Source organism: Bradyrhizobium sp. 186, from assembly GCF_023101685.1.
GTDB lineage: Bacteria > Pseudomonadota > Alphaproteobacteria > Rhizobiales > Xanthobacteraceae > Bradyrhizobium.
In genome coordinates this window covers 5618408-5638983 of the sequence record NZ_CP082164.1, presented here as the reverse complement: position 1 = coordinate 5638983, position 20576 = coordinate 5618408, and the positions used below count along the sequence as shown (strand labels likewise).

General features: G+C 63.8%; 17 protein-coding genes and 1 pseudogene. 10 read left to right on the top strand and 8 right to left on the bottom strand.

Annotation, left to right across the window (positions count from 1 at the left end):
- Positions 1–432: 432 nt before the first annotated feature.
- Complete coding sequence (locus IVB18_RS27105) at positions 433–819, bottom strand: hypothetical protein (protein WP_247983483.1); 387 nt, start codon at positions 817–819, stop codon at positions 433–435.
- Between the two features lie 68 nt (positions 820–887).
- Here IVB18_RS27105 and IVB18_RS27100 point away from each other — a divergent pair, with 68 nt between their 5' ends.
- Complete coding sequence (locus IVB18_RS27100) at positions 888–1082, top strand: hypothetical protein (RefSeq protein WP_247983482.1); 195 nt, start codon at positions 888–890, stop codon at positions 1080–1082.
- Positions 1079–1444: a hypothetical protein gene (locus IVB18_RS27095; RefSeq protein WP_247983481.1), complete on the top strand. Its 366-nt coding sequence runs from the start codon at positions 1079–1081 to the stop codon at positions 1442–1444. Before IVB18_RS27100 ends, IVB18_RS27095 begins: the two co-directional genes overlap by 4 nt.
- A gap of 74 nt (positions 1445–1518) precedes the next feature.
- Here IVB18_RS27095 and IVB18_RS27090 read toward each other — a convergent pair whose 3' ends face one another.
- The gene (locus IVB18_RS27090; protein WP_247983480.1) at positions 1519–3720 is read right to left on the bottom strand and encodes a lytic transglycosylase domain-containing protein; all 2202 of its coding nucleotides are present in this window, start codon (positions 3718–3720) and stop codon (positions 1519–1521) included.
- Positions 3721–4044: 324 nt separating this feature from the next.
- Between IVB18_RS27090 and IVB18_RS27085 the strand changes: the two are divergent.
- Positions 4045–5774 (top strand): annotated as a pseudogene (locus IVB18_RS27085) (adenylate/guanylate cyclase domain-containing protein).
- A 106-nt stretch (positions 5775–5880) separates the two neighbouring features.
- Positions 5881–6057 (top strand): hypothetical protein, encoded by a 177-nt coding sequence (locus IVB18_RS27080; RefSeq protein WP_247983479.1) that lies wholly within the window; start codon positions 5881–5883, stop codon positions 6055–6057.
- Between the two features lie 137 nt (positions 6058–6194).
- Here the strand turns inward: IVB18_RS27080 and IVB18_RS27075 are convergent, their stop codons facing one another.
- Positions 6195–6395, bottom strand: coding sequence for a hypothetical protein (locus tag IVB18_RS27075; protein WP_247983478.1), 201 nt, complete (start codon positions 6393–6395; stop codon positions 6195–6197).
- 340 nt (positions 6396–6735) lie between these two features.
- Here IVB18_RS27075 and IVB18_RS27070 point away from each other — a divergent pair, with 340 nt between their 5' ends.
- A complete protein-coding gene (locus IVB18_RS27070) occupies positions 6736–7314 on the top strand; it encodes a hypothetical protein (RefSeq protein ID WP_247983477.1) in 579 nt (192 codons plus the stop codon).
- 30 nt (positions 7315–7344) lie between these two features.
- Here IVB18_RS27070 and IVB18_RS27065 read toward each other — a convergent pair whose 3' ends face one another.
- Together IVB18_RS27065 and IVB18_RS27060 are read right to left on the bottom strand one after the other, a co-directional pair.
- A complete protein-coding gene (locus IVB18_RS27065; RefSeq protein WP_247983476.1) occupies positions 7345–7566 on the bottom strand; it encodes a hypothetical protein in 222 nt (73 codons plus the stop codon).
- A complete protein-coding gene (locus IVB18_RS27060) occupies positions 7566–7991 on the bottom strand; it encodes a hypothetical protein (protein WP_247983475.1) in 426 nt (141 codons plus the stop codon). Before IVB18_RS27060 ends, IVB18_RS27065 begins: the two co-directional genes overlap by 1 nt.
- Positions 7992–8076: 85 nt before the next feature.
- Here IVB18_RS27060 and IVB18_RS27055 point away from each other — a divergent pair, with 85 nt between their 5' ends.
- Positions 8077–8475: a MerR family transcriptional regulator gene (locus tag IVB18_RS27055; RefSeq protein ID WP_247983474.1), complete on the top strand. Its 399-nt coding sequence runs from the start codon at positions 8077–8079 to the stop codon at positions 8473–8475.
- 445 nt (positions 8476–8920) lie between these two features.
- On the opposite strand, the gene IVB18_RS27050 is transcribed toward IVB18_RS27055, so the two are convergent.
- The gene (locus IVB18_RS27050; protein WP_247983473.1) at positions 8921–9985 is read right to left on the bottom strand and encodes an IS110 family transposase; all 1065 of its coding nucleotides are present in this window, start codon (positions 9983–9985) and stop codon (positions 8921–8923) included.
- A gap of 467 nt (positions 9986–10452) precedes the next feature.
- Here IVB18_RS27050 and IVB18_RS27045 point away from each other — a divergent pair, with 467 nt between their 5' ends.
- A complete protein-coding gene (locus IVB18_RS27045) occupies positions 10453–12720 on the top strand; it encodes a cation:proton antiporter (protein ID WP_247983472.1) in 2268 nt (755 codons plus the stop codon).
- Here the strand turns inward: IVB18_RS27045 and IVB18_RS27040 are convergent.
- Positions 12717–15875: an efflux RND transporter permease subunit gene (locus IVB18_RS27040; RefSeq protein ID WP_247983471.1), complete on the bottom strand. Its 3159-nt coding sequence runs from the start codon at positions 15873–15875 to the stop codon at positions 12717–12719. The genes IVB18_RS27045 and IVB18_RS27040 overlap by 4 nt on opposite strands.
- A gap of 12 nt (positions 15876–15887) precedes the next feature.
- On the bottom strand, positions 15888–17081 hold the full coding sequence (locus IVB18_RS27035) for an efflux RND transporter periplasmic adaptor subunit (RefSeq protein ID WP_247983470.1): 1194 nt from the start codon (positions 17079–17081) through the stop codon (positions 15888–15890).
- A 251-nt stretch (positions 17082–17332) separates the two neighbouring features.
- Between IVB18_RS27035 and IVB18_RS27030 the strand changes: the two genes are divergently transcribed.
- From IVB18_RS27030 to IVB18_RS27020, 3 genes are all read left to right on the top strand, one after another.
- On the top strand, positions 17333–18139 hold the full coding sequence (locus tag IVB18_RS27030) for an ABC transporter substrate-binding protein (protein ID WP_247983469.1): 807 nt from the start codon (positions 17333–17335) through the stop codon (positions 18137–18139).
- Positions 18140–18152: 13 nt separating this feature from the next.
- Entirely contained in the window at positions 18153–18668 is a 516-nt protein-coding gene (locus IVB18_RS27025; protein ID WP_247983468.1) for a GNAT family N-acetyltransferase, read from the top strand.
- A gap of 182 nt (positions 18669–18850) precedes the next feature.
- Positions 18851–20563: an alkaline phosphatase family protein gene (locus tag IVB18_RS27020; RefSeq protein WP_247983467.1), complete on the top strand. Its 1713-nt coding sequence runs from the start codon at positions 18851–18853 to the stop codon at positions 20561–20563.
- Positions 20564–20576: the final 13 nt, after the last annotated feature.

The window sequence follows — 20576 nt, the reverse complement described above, 5'->3', positions numbered from 1 at the left end:
GGTATAGCTCCCGCATCCCTAGTCATGTCGGTCATTTACCTCCGTACAATTGAGCTTGGTGGTCGACGGAATAGCCTTATGACCAATCGGGAAGGGTCGATTGCGCGGTCAATTGCGGTCTCAAGCGCACGGTTCAGGCGATCTCACCGACGGGTGCGCGACGAAAGACGAAGCCGCGGTCCCGGCAATCCACTTACCCGCGTGATCTCGAGAATCGAACAAGCAACAGAGCAGCGACAGAATAAGGGAGAGAACGATGTGCGATAAATCGGAGCCGTCTGAGCGTCCTTCTTCAGACAAAGGCTGTGCCGTCTGTAGCGGAAAGTTTGGCCTGATACGTTACTATTCCTGGCGGACCCCGCTCTGCTCCAAGAAGTGCCTCGATCATTTCCGGACGCGCAGCGAACGCGACCGCCGATGGTTGTTCCGGGCTCAGGTCGCGTGAGGATCAACGGAAGAGCTGGCGCCGATCAATAATTTCGTTCGGGAGGCTGCGCGTTGAACCGTTCTTGCAAGCTCCTCCTCTCGATCGTTCTCCCCGGCCTGATTGCGACAGTCCAGGCGCAGGAGGCGGAACAAGGTGCCGTTCATCGCCAGCATCCGCCCCAGGACCAGGCGCTGCACGAGAAATTCTATTCGACCTGGCATATGCCGGACAATCCGACGCTGAGCTGCTGCAATAGCGCCGACTGTTATCCGACCGATATCAAGTATGTCGACGGCCACATCTATGCGCGGCGCAGGGAGGACGGGAAGTACATCCTGATTCCAGCGCAAAAAGTGGAGCGAAACAGGGATAATCCCGACGGTCGGAATCATCTTTGCGCTCCTCCACCCGCGCTCTCTCCGCTGGACAGCGTCTACTGTTTCGCTTTGGGAGGTGCCACATGAGATTCGCATTCGTACTGGTGAACGACAGGACTCCGTTCCGGCAAACTTGGTGCTTGCAGTGCTGCGAGCGCATTGGCGGCAGCTATCTGCGCGAGATTGGGACCCGTCTGCCTTACTGCGACTATGAATGTTATGCGCTGTTCTGCGAAACGCTCGCGGAGCAGAAGGATATCGTGAGGGCGGCGTCATGAGGTTCGTGGTGGTCAATCACGAACCTCCGTCGCGCGAGGCCGCGTGCTGCACCTGCTCGCAGCCACTCCGATCCGGCTATGTCCGGCATGCGCGGACGCAGCGCCGGTACTGCGACTACGATTGCTACCGCCGAAGCGAGGTCGTGACGCTGATGATGCGGTGGTCGACGCCCGGCCGCGCCGGGACGCAAGCGGCCGACAACCTTGCGGTCGCCGCCCGCAATGCCGTCGAGCTCCTTGCAGTCTTGAGTGCGGTCTCGTGCTGGAGCTCCACGATACAGATGTGGACTTTCGCAGGAGCGTTGACCGGCGCGCTTTTGGACGCTCGCGATCTGATCACGATGGAAGGAGGTGACATCTAGCTGCGCGACGGCGTCGCGTGGAAGCCGCAGCACCGCGACCTTGGTACCGCCGCGTCCAGCCCCGGCGGCGGCGACTAGGGAGCGGGTGCTGCGGCAGCCACAGGTAAGGTCGCGCCGACCGCCTGCGTCACCACGCGCTGCTCGCTCTTGCCGGCCACGGCGCCCGCGCCCTCGAAACGCGCGCGGTAGATCAGCACGTTCTCCATCACCCGCTGGACGTAGTTGCGCGTCTCCGACAGCGGGATGCGCTCGACCCAATCGACCGGATCGATCTTGGGATCCCTGGGATCGCCACGCGCCTGCACCCATTCGCGCACCCGGCCGCGGCCGGCATTGTAGCCGGCAAAGGTCATGATCTGGTTGCCGCGATATTCCGAAAGAAGTGCGCTGAGCTCGGCCGCGCCCATCTGCGTGTTGTAGACGGGATCTGAGACCATCTTGTCCCAATCGTAGGTCAGGCCGAAGCGCTTTGCGGTATCGCGTCCCGCTTCCGGCGTCACCTGCATCAGCCCGACCGCATTGGCGGCCGACTTGTCGCGCTGGTCGAACGAGCTTTCGGTGCGTGCCACCGAATAGATCACGCTGGTCTCGATGGCCGGCGCGACCTGCTTGTGCTCGGGGATGCCGATGGTCGGGAAGGCGTAGTTTTCGAGCGCGAGCCCGCGCGCCAGCGCCGATTTTCCGATCTCGAGCATCGCGCGCGCATCGATGCGCCGGCCGGCAAGCTCGCCGAGCGCTTCGAGCGCTGCGACGTCGGTGCTCTCCTTGGCAAAATCCTCGGCGAAATAGAAGGCGACGTCGCGTTCGCCGATGGCATAAAGCATCTCCGCCGCACGCACGCGCTCGTCCGCGGGCGGCGTGTCGGCCGCGGCCGGCACGGGCGAGGGTGGACGCAGCTCGATGCCGTCGAGGCCGAGCTTTGCGCGCGCGAGCTGGCCGTAATAGGCAGTCGGATAGCGGGCCGCAACCTGATAGCTCAGGCGCGCGTCGACCGTTGCGCCCATCGCCTCGGCCGCACGGCCGCGCCAGTAATGGGCCCGCGACAATGCGAGTGGATTGGCTGAGCCCTCGTCGATCGCCGCGAAGTGCGTCAACGCGGCTTTGGGATCGTCGAGATAGCGCAGTGCGATCCAGCCGCACATGAAGTGATAGTCGACGCGGTAGACCTCCATTGCCGGCACCGCGGCGGTGCGCACCACGTCGTAGGCGGTCTTGAACTTGCCCTGGTCGAGCAGCTTGCGCGCAAGCAAGCGCCGCTCGCGCCACCATGCATCGGTGTCCTGCGCCGCCATCGTGTCGGGCGCGGCGGCCAGGATTACCTCCGCCGCGTCGTCGATGCGGTCTTGCTGGAGATGCCATTGCGCGCGGCACAGGACATAGCCGAGATCGCGACGCGCTTCGGTCGAGACGTCATCGAGATAGTCCTTGGCCTTGTTGGCCTTGCCGGTGACCGCAGCGCAGGCCTTCACGATCGCGAGCGCATCCTCGCCGAGCCGCTTGGCCGCGCGCCGAGCACCAGCGTAGTCTTTCGCCCCCAGGCGCTTGTCCATGCGGGCGCGATGATCGTCAGCCGTCAGGAGATCGCGGAACGCTTCGTACGAATCCTCCTCGCTCCGATCGGACAATTCGTCGGTGCGCCAGGCTTCGCGCACGAGACGCGCGGCCCTGTCGCTGTCGCCCTCGGCGAGCAGCACGCGGGCCAGCGCGAACCTGCCCTTGGCGCTGGTCGGCCGGTCCATGGTGAATTTGTGCACGGTGGCCGCGTCGCTTTTTTCCTGCCACAGCCGCGCCTCGGCGCGGCGTCGCAACAGCGCACTGCTCGGCCAGTCCGGATTGGCGGCGAGGAAGGCGGCATAGCGTTTGAAATTCGCCGTGCTCTCGGAATGGCGCAGCATGAACCAATCGGCCAGCTTCTGTCCGGCGGGATCGGCGATCCGGTCGCGCGCCGCGCTCGCGTCGTCGTTCTTGCCCTTGCGTGTAAGATCGATTGCGTCCTTCAGCGCGGCGAGATCGCCGGTGAGTGGTGGCGGTGCCGGCTTGTCCGAAGGCTCGTCGTCCGGCTTCTTCGACTTGCGTTTGGCGTCGGCATGCTTGCCGTGGCGCGACTTGACCGTAGCGGCATGGCGTTGTTTGCCAGTCTTGTTGCTGTCCTTGGCCTCATGCGTCTTCTTCGACGCGGACGATTTGTGACTGCTCTTCGCCGCCAACTCGGTAGGGAGGAGGGCCACAGCGGCCATGGCAACGACACACGCGAGCGAGCGTAGGCGCTGGTTCATTGCGTGGTCCCCCTGCGAAACCAGTACAAACCAAGGTCCGCGACGACATGCGGCTCGAGAATCAAAACGACATCAAAAACGATGACACGGCATCGTTTCGCATTCCTCACGCTCACGCAACAATGCGGCAAAATACGGATTGGACGCGGGAACTTTCGAAGCGGAAGGACCATGTGAGGCCTTTAACCCTTTGTTAACGAATGGGGCTCGCGCGACGGTTGCGGACGGTTCAGGGCTACGGATTGCTAGATTGCGCGTGTTCCCGAGCCAGAATCCGGTGTATTGAGTTCCCAGACACGTTCTTGCAGCCCTTGCCCCACACCCATGCCGCTTTTCAACCAGTCGATCCGGCGCAAGATCGTCGGCATCGCTCTCGGATTGATCGTCCTGATGCTGGTCACCTCGATCCTGTCGATGGTGATGTCCAGCCAGGTCGGCGTCCTGCTCGACGAACTGACCAATCGCTACATCCCGGCCTATGGGCATCTGGCGCGCGCCAATATCCGCTCGCTGGAGCGCGCGCTGGCATTGCGACGCATGGTCATGACCAGGATGCAGTCGCCATCGGACGAAGAGGCCTATGCGGCGCGCCTTCGCGAGTTCGAGGAAACTGACCGCAAGATCGAGGAGGAGGCCGAGGGCGCGCGCAAGCTCATCAACGCAATCATCGATGATCCGAGGACGCCGTCGGACAACGCCGCACTGGCCCGGATCGAGGTTCGAATGGAAACCGCAGTCACCGAGCTGCGCCGCGATCTGAACGAGGACCACGCAAGACTTCTCAAGCAGGTCGACGCAAGGCAGATGCCCGAGGCCCGCGGCACGCTGGAGCATCTCGACATGCTGCGCGACCAGTTCAATCAGAAGATCGATGCGATCCGCGCCGACATGCTGAAGCAGGTCTTCGCCAGCACATCGCAGGTGATCGGCCGCCAGCGCCAGGCCATCATCATTTCGGGCATCGTGACACTGCTCGCGGCGATCGTCGGATTTGCCTTTGCGCTGTTGGTCTCCAGCGGCATCACGCGCCCGGTGCGGCTTTTGCTGGCCGGCACCCGCGAGGTCGAGGCCGGCCGCTTCGACAAGGCCATCACGGTTTCGACGCAGGACGAGATCGGTGAGCTCGCCGCCGCCTTCAACCGCATGATCGAGCAGTTGCGTCACAATGAGCGCGTCCGCGAGACCTTTGGCCGCTACATCGACCCCAAGGTGGTGCAGGGGCTGATCGACCGGCCGGAGGTCGCCATCGACGGCCAGCGCCGGGTGATGACCATCATGTTCTGCGACATGAGCGGCTTCACCTCGATGAGCGAGGGCATAACCCCGCGCGGCCTCGTCAAGGTGATGAACCACTACTTCACGATGATGTCCGGCCCGATCAGGAACAATCGCGGCGTCATCGACAAATATATCGGCGATGCCATCATGTCCTATTGGGGCCCGCCCTTCATCGAGGAGGACGAGCAGGCGCTTCTTGCCGGGCTTGCTGCCATCGACATGGCCGATCAGGTGCCGGCGCTCCAGAAGCAGTTGCCGGATCTCCTCGGTATCCGCGCCATGCCTGCGCCTTGCGGATCGGCATCGCCACTGGCGAGGTCCTGACCGGCAGCATCGGCTCCGAGCTGATGATGAGCTTTACCGTGATGGGCGATGCCGTGAACCTCGCCTCGCGCCTCGAGGCCGTCAACAAGGCCTACGGCACCCGCATCCTGATCTCGCAGGCGACTGCGGACGCGATCGGATCGAGTCTCGAACTGCGCGAGATCGACCGTCTTGCGGTGGCAGGCCAAAGCGCGTCGCAGGCTATCTTCGAGGTAATGGGCAGGGCCGGCGCGCTCACCGGTGCGCAAGCGACCCTGAGCGCGCATTATGCCGACGGCCTCGCTGCCTACCGCGCCAGGCGTTTCGATGAGGCGCGAGCCGCGTTCAACGCGGCGCTCGAAGCCGTCCCCGGCGACGGCCCCTCGCGCACCATGCTCGCCCGCATCACGCAGTTCGAGGCCAATCCGCCGGACGCCGGTTGGGACGGTGCCTGGCGGTTGGAGCAGAAATAGCCGTCTGCGTCGGGAAAAATTGATTCTACCTCATAACGATGTTCGCCGTGACCTATTTCCCGGACTTAGGTTGAGTGTCCTTGAGGCGTTTGATGGGGATACGCCGATGACAGAATTTGAGGACAGGCTGGAACGGTTCGAGACGCTCACCGCCGAATGCGAGCTGATTACCAAGCTCGCCACCGACAGCACCAAGCGCGAGTTTTACCTGAAGCTCGGGGAGCAGTACCGCCAGCTGGCTGCGGATATGCGGCAGGTGATTGCGGCCAAGGCTGCGGCCTGAGGCCGGCTGCAATCCGTTCTTAATCTTTGGCGCGCATCCTTCCCGGATGTGAGCGTCGCGATCCGCGATTGCTCGTAGTGGGAATGCCGAGGTTCGTTGCGGTGCAGCGCGCCCCGCTGATTTCGCTTTGCCGGTTCTTACAGGGCAATCCCATGCGCCTTCTTGCGGTTCTCGTACTCGCGCTCATGACGGCAGCCTGCAATCAGGAACAGGACATCACCGGCTCGACCGCGTTCTGCCCGATGCGGAACTACGGCTCCTACAATCCCCGCGAACATGAACCAGTGCGTCAGCGCCTGCAAGTCGTGCGACCACGGCAACACGGTCACCTGCACCACGTCCTGCACCCTCAAGGGCGCGCGCTGAGCGCTCCCAATTCACGCGGCTTGAGCCCGGCGACGTCATCGCAACCGGCACGCGGGGCGGCGTTGGCTCCCGGCGAGTAGGACGTGGAGTCCAATGGAATGGGTATGCTCGATCCCGGTCGGTTTCTGGTGTCGTGCTCGCATTGCGGTGCCTGGCTGATGGCGGCCAATGTCAAACGTGCGAGCTGGTCGGCGTCCCGACACGAGGTCCGTTTCGTGTACCGGAGACCCGCTTGGGCTTGTTTCCACCGGATGTGTCCAAATGGGATCGTCTCTCGACAAATATGCTAGGATCACCGTTGGGAGACCAATCATGGCCGCTGACACGCTTTTGCCACATGCCGACCGTTTTCGGCTTCATCCGGTCGCACCGCGCCATGCGCCGATGTTCTGCTTTGCGCTGCTGACGGTGTCATGCGCACTCGCAAGCTTCGCGCTCGCCTGCGCAACGCCGTTTGCAGCATTCGCAGTCGCCGCGGCCGCGATGCTGCCGCTGCGGCCGGCGCTGCTGGTCGTCACCGGCGCGTGGCTGGTGAATCAGATCATCGGCTTCGGCGCGCTGCACTATCCCGTTGATGCCAGCACGATCGTCTGGGGCTTTGTCATCGGCGCCGCGGCGCTCGTCGCGACTGCGGCGTCGTCGGCCGTTCTCCGCGCGCTGCCGCAGGGCCGCACGCCACTGGTGTTGGGGTTCACCCTCGTTTGCGCCTACGCGGCCTACGAGCTCGCACTGCTCGCCGCGACCCCGTTCCTGGGCGGAGAGGGCGCCTTCACCGCGGCCATCGTGACGCGGTTCGGGCTTTTGAGCGCCGCCTGGCTCGCCGGCCTCGTCGCCGCCTGTGAAATCGTCCGCCTGGTCGATCCGTTCGGCCGCGCGATGCGGAACGCATAGGCCTCCGAGCTTCCAAGCGCTGAAGTCCGGTCATTGCGCTGACCGGACTTTGCTCCATCGCCGCAAGGCGACCGCCGTCCAGATCGTCTCGACAAGCCCGAACGGCCATGCGCCCTGGAGAAAGCCGTAAGCCGCGCTGAGCGCGCACGCCGCCGCGAAGGCCAGCACATAATGCGGGCCTCGCGCTTCCAGCGCGTAGAACAGCAGCATGGCGCCGACCGACAGCAGGCCGAAGACTGTCAGCCCTTCCATCAAGCGCTCGGCGGCTTCGGCTTCTTGGCGATCCCGAGGGAATGGAAGACGACAGGCTCGATGACCGGCCACAACGCGGCCGTCGCGGTCAGGACGGTCGCAGCGCACATCGCGGTCAGCACGGACGCTCGAATTTTCAGGCCGGTCGTTCGCGATCGCCAAACGATCCATGCCCAGGCGACCGACAGCTTCGTCATCAGGCCGTGGGCATGGTCGAGCGTGGCGATCAGGCCTCCGGCGCTGGCAAGCACGACAGCGGGCAGTGTGAAGGGGAGCACGCAGCACGCCGTGCAGGCCGCAGCGACCACCGCAGTGGTTACCGCCGCGCCTGCGGCCTTGCCGCCAGGCTGCACGGCCTTCTCCGCGCAGCCGCATCCTGGCGATGTCTCGGACGGAAGGTCGCAGGACGGTCCAATAACGCTCATGTGATTCTCCTGATGCTTGTGCGTCTCAGACCGGATCGGTACGCCCTCAAGCCTCTTGAGGTTCAAGCAAAAAGTGAGAGCTTCCATGAGAATTGGCGTCCTCGCCAAAGCGGCCGGTGTCTCGGTCCCCACGATCCGCTACTACGAGAGCATCGGTCTTCTGACGCTGCCGGCGCGGCGAGGCGGCCAGCGCGTCTACGGCGGCGAAGATCTCAAGGCACTCAGCCTCATCCGGCACTGCCGCGAACTCGATTTCTCGATCGACGAGACTCGCGACATCCTCGCATCGGTTCAGAACCGGTTGCCGTGTAGCGAAACGAACACCTTCGCGAAGAAGCACCTCGGATTGATCGGGAAGAAGATCAACGAACTGCGTGTGCTCGAAACGATGGTAGGCTCGCTGGTCAGCGGTTGTGAGGCGACATGCAGCGACGGCGTGGCATCGGATTGCGTGATCTTGCAAGCAGGCTGCAACGCCGCGTGACCCGGATGTATGGTCCGGCCGCGCGTTGCAAGAGGTTTCGTCAACCTGGCAGATGCGGTCTTGCATCAATGTATCCGGCCTCTGATTGGAGCGTGTTGTGCTCCGGGCCATCATGGATATCAGCGCGCATTCGAGCTAATTAGCGGACAGGCCTCGAAGGGGCCATTCGGGTCACCAGTGTTCGCATGCGCCGGGAAGACCGATTCTCCATCGTCGTCTCATCCTCTCGCAGACCTCGGCGGGTAAGGGATGTTGGTTACGTCATCGATAGCTCCTCACTTCGCACTGTTCCTTTGTTCGTGCCTGGCGGTCGTTCCTTCGTCCCGGCCTGCGCGCGCAGACGCGCCGCGCGCAAGGGCCGTCAAGGCCGGCCGTCGTGCTGTCCTGACGGCTTGCTCGACCGCTGCCAGGCTGCGCCTTGACGGCCCCGAGCACGGCGCGAGGATCAAGCAGGTCGGGACGCCACCTCATCTGTCTTGACGCACTCGAAGGCGCGCCCCTTGTTGAGAACCGCCCAGGCGATGCGGGCGAGCTTGTTGGCGAGCGCAATCGCCAGCACGTTGTGGTGCAATCGTTTCTTGGCGGCTTCGATCCAAGATTTGAGGCCATAGCGCTCCCAACACTTGACCTTGACCAGCACAACCCACGCGGCTTGCACGAACAGAACGCGCAGGTAGCGATTGCCGCGCCTTGATATCTTGCCGAGGATCGTGCGGTCGCCTGTCGATATCTGCTTCGGCACCAGTCCAAGCCAGGCGCCGAAGTCGCGGCCTTTCGAGAACACGTCTCCAGTGCCGATCGCGGCTACCATCGCGCTCGAGATGATCGGGCCGATGCCCGGGACCGTCATCAGTCGCTCGCAGCCTTTGTCTTGACGAGCCAATGCTTCGATCTCGCTGGAGAGGTCCTCAATGCGCGCGTCCAGTCGGCGCCAGTCTCCTGCCAGGTCCTCGATGATGCGCAACATGCGAGGCGCGAGGACATCGGTGCGCGTCGCGAGAATACCCGGCAACTCGGACCGCAGCGAACGCAGGCCTTGCCGCACGGCGATGCCCCGCTCCAGCAGGAACGCACGGATCTGATTGATGACGCCGGTACGCTGGCCGACCAATCGCTCGCGCACGCGGTGCAGCGCCTGCAGGTCGAGCTGGTCGGCGGTCTTGGTCGCGACGAACTTCATGGTCGGGCGTTGGACAGCCTCGGCGATGGCTTCCGCATCACGGAAGTCATTCTTCTGTCCCTTCGAATAGGGGCGCACGTATTTCGCGGGCATCAGACGGGCGTCGTGGTCGAGCATTTGGAGCTTGCGACTGAGATGATGCGCGCCGACGCAGGCCTCCATACCGATTAAGCACGCTGGCAGGTTGGCGAGCCGTGCTTCTACCTGGCCGCGTGACCACTTCTGCCGCAGCACGATTGCGCCGCGCTGATCGTGGCCCACGATGTGGAACGAGTTCTTGCCGATATCGATGCCTATCACGGCGATCGCTGAGCTGAGTTTCTGAGACATGGCGTGCTCCTGTCTTGGGCGCCCCTTGCCAGCTTGTCGTGCTGGCAGGGCCGGAGCACGGCCGGACCATCCCATTAGCGGAGCGGCGAGGCCGATGCATCGTCGCTCGGTTGAAGGCTCGGTCCGATCGCACGACCGCCTCCGCTGCATGCACAGCGGCTGATCCCCAGCCTTCGCTACGCTAGGACGGAAAAGCTCGCAAATGACGGGGGATGTGGCGGTACGTCGCGTAGTGTCTGCCCATGATGCAATTTTGCCGGTGTTTTGCCCGACGAGTCAAACGTCGGAGCGGCTTAAAACTCCAACGCTGCCAGCGCCGTTCTACTTTGCATGGGGTTGTTTTCGAGTTTTTTTTGAAGCGCCCCTAACCCCGGCGCCGGAAATGGGAACTCCCTCCGTCTCCCGCGGGTTCTCCCCTGTCGCTGCCGGCACCTTGCCGGGCGACTTAGAGGGGAAAAGACACCCGCATGCAGTGGAGCCTGCTCCGACCGGTTGGCCTTGCCCCCGCGGCACTTGTCCTTACGACCATTGCGGCCAGTGCCGAGGGCGGCAAATCGGCCGGTCCGTCCGAATTCCTCCTGGTGGCGCAGATCGTGCTGCTGATCGGCGTCGGCCGCGGTCTCGGCGAGATCATGCAGCGAATCGGCCAGCCCTCGGTGATCGGCGAGCTGCTCGCCGGCATCCTGCTCGGGCCGTCGCTGTTCGGCTGGCTCTGGCCGGAGGCGCAACAAGCGGTGTTCCCGAAGACGCCCGAGCAGAAGGCGATGATCGACGGTATCGCGCAATTCGGCATTCTGCTGTTGTTGCTGCTGACCGGGATGGAAACCGACCTCAAGCTGGTCCGAAGGGTAGGCAAGGCCGCGATCGCGATCTCGATTACCGGCATCCTCGTGCCCTTCGCCTGCGGCTTCGCGCTCGGCGAGTTTCTCCCCGACGCGCTCTTGCCCGATCCGCAGCAGCGGCTTGTCGCCTCGCTGTTCATGGGAACCGCGTTGTCGATCTCGTCGGTGAAGATCGTCGCGGTGGTCGTGCGCGAGATGAATTTCATGCGTCGCAATGTCGGGCAGATCATCGTCGCGACCGCCGTCATCGACGACACCATCGGCTGGATCATCATCGCGGTGATCTTCAGTCTCGCCTCGCACGGCACGCTCGATGTCGTCTCGGTCGCGAAAGCCGTGCTGGGCACACTCACCTTCCTGGCGGTCAGCTTCACCATCGGCCGCCGGCTGGTGTTTCAACTCATCCGCTGGGCCAATGACAACCTCGTCAGCACCGCGCCCGTCATCACTGTGATCCTGCTGCTGATGAGCGGCATGGCGCTGATCACGCATCTGATCGGCGTTCACACCGTGCTGGGTGCTTTCGTTGCGGGCATTTTGGTCGGCGAGTCCCCGATCCTGACCCGGCAGATCGACGAACGCCTGCGCGGGCTGATCTCGAGCTTCTTCATGCCGGTGTTCTTCGGACTTGCCGGGTTTAGCGCCGATCTCTCGGTACTCCGCGATCCCAATCTACTGATGCTCACCGGCCTGCTCGTCGTGATCGCCAGCGTCGGGAAGTTCGGCGGCGCCTTCGTCGGTGGCACCGTCGGCGGCCTGAATTATCGGGAGTCGCTGGCGCTCGCGAGCGGGATGAATGCGCGCGGCTCGACCGAGGTGATCATCGCGACCATCGGCCTCTCGGTCGGCGTGCTCAGCCAGAACCTGTTCACGATGATCGTGACCATGGCGATCGTGACCACGATGGCGATGCCGCCGATGCTGCGCGCGGCGCTGGCAAAACTGCCGATGAACAAGGAGGAGAAGGAGCGGCTGGAGCGAGAAGAATTCGAAAAGCGCGGCTTTGTCGCCAATCTCGAGCGTCCCTTGCTGGCGGTGGACGAGAGCGTCAATGCCTCCTTCGCCGCGCATATCGCCGGCCTGATCGCCGGCATGCGCGGCCTGCCGATCACGGTGCTGCATATCGGCCGGCGCGCGACGGAACAGGAGAGGGGCCGCGACGAGGACGAAAGCCACGAGGCCGCGGTGAAGAAGGCGGCTGAAGCGGTGTCGATCAATGGCGCCGGGGACACCGGCAGCGTCGATGTCAGCACGCGAGTCCGTAAGTCCGGGCTCGGCGATGCAATCGGGGAAGAGGCAAAGAAGGGCTTTGATCTCCTGGTCGTCGGCATCGACAAGGTCACCGCGACCAAGGATCGTTTCGACAAAAAGATCGAAGACATTGCAGCGGAGTTCGAGGGGCCGCTTGCGATCGTGGCGGCCAAGGGCAGGCATCTAAAGCAGCCCGTGCCTGACGCGCTCAAGATCCTCGTACCGGTCTCTGGCAGCGGCGTCTCCAAGCGCGGCGCCGAGGTCGCGGTGGCGCTAGCGCAGTCCGGATCAGGCTCGCTCCGCGTGATCTATGTGGCGACGACGAGGGACAAGGGCGCGCAGCGCGGCGCCTCACGTGGCCCGAGCCAGGAGGAGGGCATTCTGAAGGATACCAGCGATCTTGCCGCCCGCTACGAGGTCGACATCACGACGACACTGCGAGTGAACCGGGCGCCAGAGGCGGCGATCCTGCGCGAGATCGACACCACCGATGTCGATCTCGTGGTGATGGGTGTCGATCGTATCCAGGCCGATCACCTCTCCTTCGGCGGCGTCGCCGATGCCGTGATCAGGCAGTCGAAGGTGTCGGTGCTTTTGGTGTCGAGCGGCGAGGCGCACCGGGCGCCCGCGGAGAAGGCCTAGGACTTCACCTCGGCGGCCGGCTGCGCCGTCGGCGCCGCCTTCTTCGACGAACGCCAGTTCTCGAAGCGCTGCACCACCACGAAGAAGGCCGGCACGAACAGCACGGCGAGGCAGGTCGAGGCCAGCATGCCCGAGAATACCGTGATGCCGATCGACTTGCGCGCGCTGGCACCGGCGCCGGTCGCGATCACCAGCGGCACCACGCCGAGGATGAAGGCGAACGAGGTCATCAGGATCGGGCGGAAGCGCGCACGCGCCGCCTGGATCGCGGATTCCAGCACCGGCTTGCCGTCGCGGCCGTGCAGCTCGAGCCCGACCTCCACGATCAGGATGGCGTTCTTTGCCGACAGCGCGATCAAGAGGATCAGGCCGATCTGGCAATAGAGGTTGTTATCGATCTTCAAGGCGTTGAGGATCAGCATCGGCCCGATCAGCGACAGCGGCACCGCGAGGATCACCGAGATCGGCGCGTACCAGCTTTCGTACTGGCCGGCGAGGACGAGATAGACCAGCAGCATGGCGAGCCCGAACACCCAGTAGATCTGGTTGGAGATGGCCTTCTCCTGGTAGGACATCGCGGTCCATTCAAAGCCGGTGCCCGGCGGCAGCGTCTTGTCGGCGATCTCTTCCATCAGTTGCAGCGACTGGCCGGACGAATAGCTCTGCGCCGGCAGGCCGACGATGGTCGAGGATGGATAGAGATTGTAGAGGCTGATCAGCGACGGGCCGGTGACCGGCGTGATCGTGGCGACGGTGCCGATCGGGATCATGTCGCCGTTCTGGTTGCGCACCATCATGTTGGCTATGTCGCGTTCGGTGACGCGGAACGACGGATCGGCCTGGGTATAGACCTGGAACACGCGGCCGAACTTGTTGAACTGGTTGACGTAGGACGAGCCGAGATAGGTCGATAGCGCCGCGAACACCTGATCCGTCGTCACGTGCAGGGTCTGGATCTTGATGCGGTCGATCTCGACGTTGAACTGCGGCACAGAAGAACGGAACGAGGACGAGACGCGCTGCAGCGCGCTCTGGCTCTGGGCGTTGCTGACCATCGCGCCGGTGATGGCCTGGAGTTTTGCGAAATCGCTGTTGCCGTCACGCAGCTCGACCTGCATCGAGAAGCCGGCCGCGTTGCCGATGCCCTGGATCGGTGGCGGCGGCAGCACCAGCGTGCGCGCCTCCATGATGGTCGCGACCTTGTCGTTCAAGCCATACACCAGCGAGCGCAAATCCTCGCCTTTGCCGCGCGCATCCCAATCCTTCAGGATGATGTAAGCGACGCCGGCATTGGCAAGGCTCGCGCTGCTGTCGAGTGCGGAGATGCCGGCGATGGTGATGACCTGCTGGACGCCCGGCGTCTCCTTGATGAGCTCGCTCGCCCGATCAAGCACCTTCTGGGTTCGCTCGAGCGAGGCGCCGTCGGGCAGCTGCACGGCGGCGATCAGATAGCCCTGGTCCTCGATCGGCAGGAATCCGGTCGGTACCCGCGACAGGCCGTACCCGCCGATCCCGATCAGGACCAGCGCAACCGCGACCGATACCGTGGCATGCCCGACCAGGAAGCCGATCAGCCGGATGTAGCCGCGCTCGACGCGGTTATAGACCGCGTTGAAACCGCGGTAGAAGAAATTGCGCTGCTCCGGCGGCACCGTCGGCCGCAGCCAGAGCGCGCATTGCGTCGGCTTCAGCGTCGCCGCGTTGATGGCGCTGAGCAGCGCGGTCGCCGCGATCACCAGCGCGAATTGCGAATAGATGCGGCCCGTGAGACCCGCGAGGAACGACGCCGGCAAGAACACCGAGATCAGCACCAGCGTGATGCCGACGATCGGCGCGAACAGCTGGTCCATTGCCTTGATTGCGGCGTCGTGGCCGTTCATGCCCTGCTCGATATTGTGCGACGCGCCTTCGACCACGACGATGGCGTCGTCGACGACGATGCCGATCGCGAGCACAATCGCAAACAGCGTCGACATGTTGATGGTGAAGCCGAGCGCCGCCATCGCGGCGAAGGCACCGATGATGGTCACCGGCACGGTCGTCGCCGGCACCAGCATCGCGCGCCAGTCCTGGAGGAACACCAGGATCACGACCAGCACGAGCAGGCCGGCTTCGATCAGGGTCATGTAGACCTCGTGCACCGAGGCCTGCACGAACTTCGTGGTGTCGAACGGCGTGTCGTATTTGATGCCTTCCGGGAATCGCTTGGCGAGCTCCGCCATTTTCTTCTCGACGGCCTGCTCGACCTGGAGCGCGTTGGCACCGGGCGACTGGAATACGCCGATGCCCGTGGCGGGCTGCTTGTTGAGTGAGAAGATCTGGCTGTAGGTTTGCGCGCCCAATTCGACCCAGCCGACGTCGCGCACGCGCGTGACGTCGCCGCTGGTGCCGGTCTTGACGATGATGGTCTCGAACTGGCTGGTATCGTCCAGCCTTCCGTTGACGTTGAGCGTGTACTGGAATGCCTGTCCCGGCGGCGTCGGTGGTGCGCCAACCTGGCCGGCCGAGACCTGCTGGCTCTGCTGTTGGATCGCCTGGATGACGTCCTGCGGCACCAGTCCGCGGGCCTGGAGCTTGTTCGGATCGAGCCACACCCGCATCGAATATTGTCCGGCGCCGAACACCGTAACGTTGCCGACGCCGGGCAGGCGGGACAGCTCGTCGCGGAGGTTGATGGTGGCGTAGTTGCTTAAGTACAGGCTGTCGAACCTGGAGTCCGGCGAGGTCAGCGCCACGAACAGCAGGATCGAGGTCGATCGCTTCTGCACGGTGACGCCCTGGTTCTGCACAGAAGCCGGCAGTTGCGACAACGCGCTGGAGACGCGGTTCTGCACCAGTACCTGCGCGAAGTTGAGGTCGGTGCCGATCTTGAAGGTCACGGTCAGCGTGTAGGTGCCGTCTGAGCCGCTGTAGGACTGCATGTAGAGCATGTCCTCGACGCCGTTGACCTGCTGCTCGATCGGCAGCGCCACGGTGTCGATCACGGTCTTGGCGCTGGCGCCGGGATAGCGCGTGGTGACCTGTACCGTCGGCGGCACCACGTCCGGGTATTGCGCGATCGCGAGATTGAACAGCGCTACCCCGCCGATCAGGATCATCAAAAGCGCGATGACGTTCGAGAGGACCGGCCGCTCGATGAAGAATTTTGAGATCATGGCCGGCGGCTCCTACTTGGCAGACGCCTGCGGCTGCTCGATCTTCGTCAGTTGAGGGTCGATCTTCTGGCCCGGGATCACCCGCAGCAGTCCCGCGATCACGACGCGGTCGTCCGGCTTCAGGCCGTTCTCGATCACGCGCAGGCCGTTGTCGACGGGGCCGATCTGCACCTTGCGCTGTTCGACCGTGTTGTCGCCGCCGACCACCAGCAGATAGCGGCCGCCCTGGTCGCTGCCGAGCGCGGTGTCGGGAACGAGCAGCGCCGCCTTCTCCTGGTCGAAGGGAACGCGGACGCGGACGAAATAGCCGGGCAGCAGCACCCGCTTGTCATTTGGCACCAGACCGCGCACAGCGAGCGTTCCGGTCGACTGGTTGATGGTGGGCGCGACGTAATCGAGGTGGCCTTCATGCGGATAGCCAGACTCGGTCTGCAGGCCGACTTGGAGCGGGAAGTGTTTGAGGTCGGTAGGCGTAAGGCCCCGCCGAGCCGCCTCGGCGCGAATGCGCAGCACGTCCTGCTCGTTGACGGTGAAGTTCACAAAGATCGGGTCCATCGCAACGATGGATGCGAGCTGGGTCGGGGAGGCGACGCCGACCAGCTCGCCGATCGAGACCATGTGCGCGCTGACGATGCCGTCGAACGGCGCGCTCACCTTGGTGTAGCCGTAATTGATCTCGGCAAGCCTGGTGCTGGCCTGGGCCTGCTGAAGATTGGCCTGGGCGTTGTCGCGGGTCGACGTCGAGGTGTCGAGGGTGGCCTGCGAAACCGCCTGGCGCTGCACGAGGTCGACCTGCCGCTTGAAGTCGGCTTCGGCCTGCTTGAGCGTGGCCTGCGCGCCGACCTCGGCGGCCTGCGCCTGCTCGAGCTTGAGCTTGTAGGTCTCGGGCTCGATCGTGAAAACCTGGGTGCCCTGCTTGACGAAAGTGCCGTCCGTGTAGTCGATCGATTGCAGGAAGCCTTGCACGCGCGCCACGAGATCGACGCTCTTGATCGGCGCCGTGTTGCCGGTGGCCTCGACATAGCGCGTCACCGCGCGCTGCACCGGCGTGGCGACGTCCACCTTGGGCGGCGGCGGCGCCACGAACGTGTTCTTGTCCTCGCAGCCGGCGAGTACGGCCACGGCCGCTACGGCGGCCAGTGCCCGCCCGATATGTCTCCACTCTCCATTGCGATGTGCGGGACGAGCGAGATTCGCGCAGGTCATTCGATGGCCCCCGATAGCTGTCTGTCGGAGCGGCAGGCTAGCAACAAATGACCCGCCGTGGAACACCATAGCCATGGCAGTCACAGGCCTTGCACTGCAAACGGCGGCGTGGCCTTTGACAAGTTTGTCATGACAAATCGCTTTTCACCGAGCGCATGATCGATCAGAATTGTGTCAAAGGCCGCGCGACGGGCGCGAGGCTGGCGGAATGAAGCAGATGAGAAAAGAAGAAACGGTGAGGAGAGAATGACATGCCAACGCCACTCCGATCGGCCCTTGTCGGCCTCGTTCTCGCAGCGGCGGTTGCCATGCCCGCGCTAGCCGATGGCCTGAAGGACGACATCGCGCCGACCGGCAAGCTGCGGGTCGCGATCGCGATCAGCCCGGCGGGCGGCGCGTTCTGGTCGACCAAGACGGAAGCCGGTTATGCCGGCGTGCCGGTCGACCTCGGCAGGGAGATGGCCGCCCAGCTCGGCGTCCCCGTTGAATATGTCGTGCACCAGAATTCCGGGCAGATCACCGACGCGGCGTCGAAAGGCACTCTTGAAAAAGGTGCTTGGGACGTCACCTGGCTGCCCAAGGATCCCGAGCGCGAGGCCAAGATGATGTTCGGCCCGATCTACGAGGTCGCGGACGCCACCTACATCGTCAAGCCCGGCTCCGCCGTCACCAATTTCGCGACGCTCGACCAGCCCGGCATCAAGGTCGCGGCCGTCAACGCCACGACCACCATGCGCGGCGCGATCGCGCATCTGAAGAATGCGAAAGTCACGGGCTATCAGACCTATGACGAGATCTTCGGCCTCCTGAAGAGCGGCGAGATCGACGCCTTCGCACTGTCGCGCGACCAGCTCAACAAGATGGCGCAGAAGATTCCGGGCACGCGGGTGCTGGACGAGACCTTCAAGAAGACCGTCACGGCAGTCGCCGTGCCGCTGGGTCATCCCCAGGCGTTGACCTTCGTCACCAGGTTCATGAACGAGGCGGTGACGAACGGCACGCTGCGCAAGGCCTATGACAATAATGGCCTGAAGGACACGCCGATCCGGACGGAGTAGGGCAGGCGACTCCGTGAGAGAGATTGAAATCCGCGCCTTCTCGCCGCCCGATGCAGCCGCCGTGCGCGAGCTGTTCATCCGGGTGAATCGTCTGTTGGCGCCCGCGCACATGGCGGAGGAATTTGAAAGCTACATTGCCCGCTCCCTCGCCGAGGAGATCGATCAGCTTGCCGATTATTATTCGAGCCGGAACGGCGGTTTCTGGGTCGCTGTCGATGGCGACGAGATCGCCGGCATGTTCGGTCTGGAGGCCTCGGGCGAGCACGCGATGGAGTTGCGGCGTATGTATGTCGCTCCCGGCTTGCGCCGCCGGGGAATTGCGCGGAACATGCTGGCGTTCGCGGAGAATGAGTGCCGCCGGCGCAATCGGCTGCGACTGCAGCTGAGTACGTCGGAGCTTCAGAACGACGCGCTGGCACTGTATCGAAACGCGGGATACCAAAGCGTACGCGAAGAGATTGCCGATGCCACCAGCAATAAGACCGTAGGCGGCGGCATTCGTCGCTACCATTTCACCAAGACGCTTTGACAACCTTTCCCAGCTCTGTGCCTGCCATTCCGTGATGTGGTGACGGGATCCGCGGTCGCGCGTTGTGAAAAACTTTGTCTGAACCACCGCGCAAAGTGTCTCGTGCGTCAAACTGACACGGCTTTGTCACCCGTGATCGCTAAGGTCCCCGACGTCGGCGTCATTCCTTTGGGGCAAAAAAGATGAAATCAAAACTTCTTGCGACGGTCGCGTTTTTCGCGGCCGCGACGGCACTTGCGTGCAGCATTCCGGTGCTCGCGGACGATTTCGGCCGGGACCGTGATCACGATCACGATCTCGACCATCACCGTCATCCGCATGACATCCACACCGAGACGCCGATCAAGCATCTCGTGATCATCTTCAACGAGAACCGCTCGTTCGATCATTACTTTGCGACCTATCCGAACGCGGCCAATCCATCGGGCTCGATTCCGTTCGTGCCGAAACCGCGTACGCCGAAGGTGAACAACCTCGCCAACGCCAACCTGCTCGTCAACAATCCGAACGGCGGTCCGGCCAACGGCACCGGTGCGACGGATCCGTTCCGTCTCGACCGCACCCAAGCCAATACGCGTTCGCAGAACCACGCCTACACGCCCGAGCAGCAGGCCGTCGACAACGGCAAGGAAGACCTGTTCCCGAAATTCACCGGCCGCGGCACCGCTGGTGGCGCCGGCGCGTTCGGCACCAACGGGCAGGTGATGGGCTATTTCGACGGCAACACCGTCACCGCCTTCTGGAACTACGCCCAGCACTTCGCCATGAGCGACAATCACTGGACTGATACGTTTGGTCCGTCGACGCCCGGCATGCTCGAAATGATCTCCGGGCAGACCAACGGCGTGCAAAACATCGTCGGCACGTCGGCGTCGGTGGCCGACGGCCAGGGCGGCCTGACGCTGATCGGCGACACCGATCCGGGCAACGATTCGTGCTCGAGCAAGACGAGCACGATCCTGATGGACGGCAAGAACATCGGCGACCTGCTCAACGCCGAGCACATCAGCTGGGGCAGCTTCATGGGCGGCTTCGACCCGACGCTCAAGAACGCCAACGGCACCACCGGCTGCGCCCGCAGCACGTTCTCCAGCAACGTCAACGGCACCATCGTGGACTACATCCCGCACCACGCCTGGTTCCAGTACTACAAGTCGACCGCCAACCCGACCCATGCGCGGCCGAGTTCGGTCCACGCGGTCGGCCATACCTACGCGATGGACGGCAAGCTCGATCCCGCCAATCACGGCTACGATCTCGAGGACTTCTACGCCGCGGTGAAGGCCGGCAATTTCCCGGCCGTCTCCTATATCAAGATGCCTGCGTTCCAGGACGGTCATGCCGGCAACTCCGATCCGCTCGACGAGCAGGTCGGCAACGTCGAGCTGATCAACTTCCTCCAGAAGCAGCCGGAGTGGCGCGAGACCGCCGTCATCATCAGCTATGACGACTCCGACGGCTGGTACGATCATCAGTACGTTGCGCCGAAGAGCGCCTCCTATGATCCGACCGCTGATCAGGTCAACGGTCCCGGCCTGTGCGGCCTCGGTCCACAGAAGCAGCCGGCGCCGAAGGGCCTCAGCGGCAAGCCGGTGAATGGCCGCTGCGGTCCGGGCACGCGCGTTCCCTTCATCGTGGTCTCGCCCTACGCCAAGACGAACTTCGTCAGCCACACCTACATCTCGCAGGCATCCGTGGTGCGGTTCATCGAGGATAACTGGCTGCGCGGCCAGCGTCTCGGCGGCGGCTCGTTCGACGCCAGCGCCGGATCGATCATGGACCTGTTCGACTTCGATCAGGACCATAGCCACGACTTCCGGATGGACGCGCTGTTCCTCGATCCCACCGCCGGCACGGTCATCGTCAGCCCGCCGGACGAGCATCACCATCACTAGCTAGGACGTCTGG

What these genes read in the sequence shown, in the direction of transcription:
- IVB18_RS27035 (WP_247983470.1), bottom strand. Translation starts at nt 17,081, where the DNA reads ATGACCTGCGCGAATCTCGCTCGTCCCGCACATCGCAATGGAGAGTGG.
- IVB18_RS27055 (WP_247983474.1), top strand. Translation starts at nt 8,077, where the DNA reads ATGAGAATTGGCGTCCTCGCCAAAGCGGCCGGTGTCTCGGTCCCCACG.
- IVB18_RS27105 (WP_247983483.1), bottom strand. Translation starts at nt 819, where the DNA reads ATGATTCCGACCGTCGGGATTATCCCTGTTTCGCTCCACTTTTTGCGC.
- IVB18_RS27020 (WP_247983467.1), top strand. Translation starts at nt 18,851, where the DNA reads ATGAAATCAAAACTTCTTGCGACGGTCGCGTTTTTCGCGGCCGCGACG.
- IVB18_RS27060 (WP_247983475.1), bottom strand. Translation starts at nt 7,991, where the DNA reads ATGAGCGTTATTGGACCGTCCTGCGACCTTCCGTCCGAGACATCGCCA.
- IVB18_RS27080 (WP_247983479.1), top strand. Translation starts at nt 5,881, where the DNA reads ATGACAGAATTTGAGGACAGGCTGGAACGGTTCGAGACGCTCACCGCC.
- IVB18_RS27090 (WP_247983480.1), bottom strand. Translation starts at nt 3,720, where the DNA reads ATGAACCAGCGCCTACGCTCGCTCGCGTGTGTCGTTGCCATGGCCGCT.
- IVB18_RS27040 (WP_247983471.1), bottom strand. Translation starts at nt 15,875, where the DNA reads ATGATCTCAAAATTCTTCATCGAGCGGCCGGTCCTCTCGAACGTCATC.
- IVB18_RS27095 (WP_247983481.1), top strand. Translation starts at nt 1,079, where the DNA reads ATGAGGTTCGTGGTGGTCAATCACGAACCTCCGTCGCGCGAGGCCGCG.
- IVB18_RS27050 (WP_247983473.1), bottom strand. Translation starts at nt 9,985, where the DNA reads ATGTCTCAGAAACTCAGCTCAGCGATCGCCGTGATAGGCATCGATATC.
- IVB18_RS27065 (WP_247983476.1), bottom strand. Translation starts at nt 7,566, where the DNA reads ATGGAAGGGCTGACAGTCTTCGGCCTGCTGTCGGTCGGCGCCATGCTG.
- IVB18_RS27030 (WP_247983469.1), top strand. Translation starts at nt 17,333, where the DNA reads ATGCCAACGCCACTCCGATCGGCCCTTGTCGGCCTCGTTCTCGCAGCG.
- IVB18_RS27070 (WP_247983477.1), top strand. Translation starts at nt 6,736, where the DNA reads ATGGCCGCTGACACGCTTTTGCCACATGCCGACCGTTTTCGGCTTCAT.
- IVB18_RS27045 (WP_247983472.1), top strand. Translation starts at nt 10,453, where the DNA reads ATGCAGTGGAGCCTGCTCCGACCGGTTGGCCTTGCCCCCGCGGCACTT.
- IVB18_RS27100 (WP_247983482.1), top strand. Translation starts at nt 888, where the DNA reads ATGAGATTCGCATTCGTACTGGTGAACGACAGGACTCCGTTCCGGCAA.